This is a genomic window from Mesorhizobium sp. M2C.T.Ca.TU.002.02.1.1 (assembly GCF_003997225.1).
The window spans coordinates 1-2,572 of record NZ_RZTO01000848.1 but is presented as its reverse complement, the minus strand read 5'-3'; the positions used below and the strand labels follow the sequence as shown (position 1 = coordinate 2,572).

At 64.2% G+C, this 2,572-nt stretch carries 3 protein-coding genes; all 3 read right to left on the bottom strand.

Going from position 1 to position 2,572, the window contains the following annotated elements:
- A partial coding sequence (locus EOD07_RS30355; protein ID WP_206519604.1) for an aminotransferase class IV occupies positions 1–477 on the bottom strand: 477 nt, incomplete at its 3' end.
- Positions 478–558: 81 nt separating this feature from the next.
- On the bottom strand, positions 559–1,920 hold the full coding sequence (locus EOD07_RS30350; RefSeq protein ID WP_127237936.1) for a sigma-54 dependent transcriptional regulator: 1,362 nt from the start codon (positions 1,918–1,920) through the stop codon (positions 559–561).
- Positions 1,910–2,572: ATP-binding protein (locus tag EOD07_RS30345; RefSeq protein ID WP_127237935.1), on the bottom strand; the 663-nt coding region annotated here is incomplete at its 5' end. The genes EOD07_RS30345 and EOD07_RS30350, both read right to left, overlap by 11 nt.

Sequence of the window (2,572 nt, the reverse complement as noted above, 5' to 3'; positions counted from 1 at the left end):
GGCGAGCACATTGGGCAAAAGGCCCGTGCTCTTGATGTCGACGCGGTCCCAGCGATTCTCCAGAACGGTGATGACCTTGATGCCGCTCTCCACCCGCTTCGCGCTTGCGGCCGGGTCGGCCCTCCTGGCGGTTATGACCAGGGAAGATCTCGTGCCTGCCGGCGGAAAGACGAACTCGCGGCTGGCGACGCCGCGCGTCACCTGCACGTAGACGAGGCCGTTGACCACGCCGTTGCGATTGACCACCTCGCGCAGCAGCATCGGCAGCACGCTTTCCGAGACCGGCCAAGCGATCGACAGTTCCTTCAGCGAGCGCTTGAGCCGGGCAAGATGGCGCGGCATGTCGACGATATGGCCGCGCGCCACTTCGCAGACTTCATAGACACCGTCGGCGAACTGGTATCCGCGGTCCTCAATATGGACGCTGGCTTGGGCATGGACGACATAGCGCCCGTTGACATAGGCAATGCGCGGCATGGGCACCCTCGGGGAAATATCCGGCTTTCTTAGGCGATTCCGCCCCGGCCGTAATGAACAATCGCGTGGGCCAAGCGCTTGCTATACACCGAGCGACTTCAGCTTGCGGTGGAGTGCCGAGCGTTCCATGCCGATGAATTCGGCCGTCTTCGAGATGTTGCCGCCGAAGCGGTTGATTTGGGCGATCAGATAGTCCTTCTCGAACTGCTCGCGTGCCTCGCGCAGCGGCAGCGCCATAATGTGCTGGTCCGACTGGTTGGGCGTGCGTGGCATGACGTCGCCGATCTCGGAGGGCAGAAGGTCGGCTGTGATCGGGGAATCGGGATTTTCCCCTCGCGCCAGGATCATCAGCCGTTCGACATTGTTGCGCAGCTGGCGAACATTGCCCGGCCAGTTATGCGCCTGCAGCACGGCCAGCGCATCGTCGCCGATCCGGCGCGGCTTGATGCCGGCCTGGCGCGCGATCTGCTTCATGAAATTGTCGACGAGGTAAGGGATGTCCTCGCGCCGTTCGGCGAGCCCCGGCACCATGACCGGAACCACCGCCAGGCGATGGTAAAGGTCCTCGCGGAAGCGGCCGTCGGCGATCATCGCCTCGAGGTTCTGCGAGGTCGAGGAGATGATGCGGACGTCGACCTTGACGCGTTTGGTGCCGCCGACCCGCTCGAACTGCTGCTCGACCAGCACGCGCAGGATCTTGTTCTGCGTCTCGCGCGGCATGTCGGCGACTTCATCGATGTAGAGGATGCCGCGATGCGCTTCCTCCAGCGCGCCGACCTTGCGCTCGGTGCCGTTCGATTCGGTGCCGAACAGCTCGATCTCCATGCGCTCGGGCGTGATGGTGGCCGCGCTCAGCGTGACGAACGGACCGGCCTTGCGCGACGACAGCGCGTGAATGGCGCGCGCCGTCAGCTCCTTGCCGGAGCCGGACGGGCCGACGATCATGACGCGGCTGTTGGTGGGCGCGACGCGCTCGATCGTCTGCCGCAGCTGGCTCATGGCCGAGGACATGCCGATCAGGTCGAAGGTCTCGCCGCTGCGCTGCTTGAGGTCGGAGACCTCACGCCGCAGCTTGGACGTCTCCAGGGCGCGCTCGGCGATCAGGATCAGCCGGTCGGCCTTGAACGGCTTCTCGATGAAGTCGTAGGCGCCGCGCCGGATGGCCGACACAGCCGTTTCGATATTGCCGTGGCCGGAGATCATCACCACCGGCATGTTCGGATGCATGGTCTTGATCTCGTCGAGCAGCGCCAGGCCGTCAAGGCGCGAGCCCTGCAGCCAGATGTCGAGGAAAATCAGCCGCGGCGCGCGATCGGCGATCGCCGCGAGCGCACTGTCGGCGTCATGCGCCGTACGGGTTTCATGACCCTCGTCGCTCAGGATACCGGCGACAAGTTCGCGGATGTCTTCCTCGTCATCGACGATGAGAATGTCAGACGCCATTATCGACCTTTTCAGTTTCTCGTTCGTGTTCGTTTCGGCCTTCACCGCGTGGCGGCGCGGCTACGACCGTCGCCGGCGGCAGGATGATCGAGATCATCGCGCCCCGGCCGCCATGGAAATCCTCTGGCGCGTCGTGCAATTCGAGACGGCCGCCATGGTCCTCCACGATCTTCTTGACGATAGCGAGGCCAAGCCCGGTCCCCTTCTCGCGCGTCGTCATATAGGGCTCGAGAAGCCGTTGGCGATTCTCGCGCGGCAGCCCCTTGCCGTTGTCGATAACGTCGATTCGTATGGCGCCATCTTGGCGTCCGGCCTGAATCCGGATTGTGCCGTCCGAACGGTCGTCGGCATCAAGTCCGTCGATCGCCTCGGCCGCGTTCTTGATGACGTTGCCGAAGGCCTGCGCCATCAGGCGGCTATCGAAAGTGCCCTTCAACGGCTCGCTGCCGAAGTCGCGTTCGAAGGCGATGTCGGAGCGGCTCACCTCGACCAGGAAGGACGCCTCGCGCAGCGACTCACGCAGGTCTATCGCCTTCATCTCCGGCTTCGGCATGCGGGCAAAGGCCGAGAATTCGTCGACCATGCGGCCGATGTCCTCGACCTGGCGGATGATGGTATCGGTGCACTGGTCGAAGACCTCGCGGTCCTCGGT

Coding starts and splice junctions, on each gene's coding strand:
- EOD07_RS30350 (WP_127237936.1), bottom strand. CDS start 1,920: ATGGCGTCTGACATTCTCATCGTCGATGACGAGGAAGACATCCGCGAA.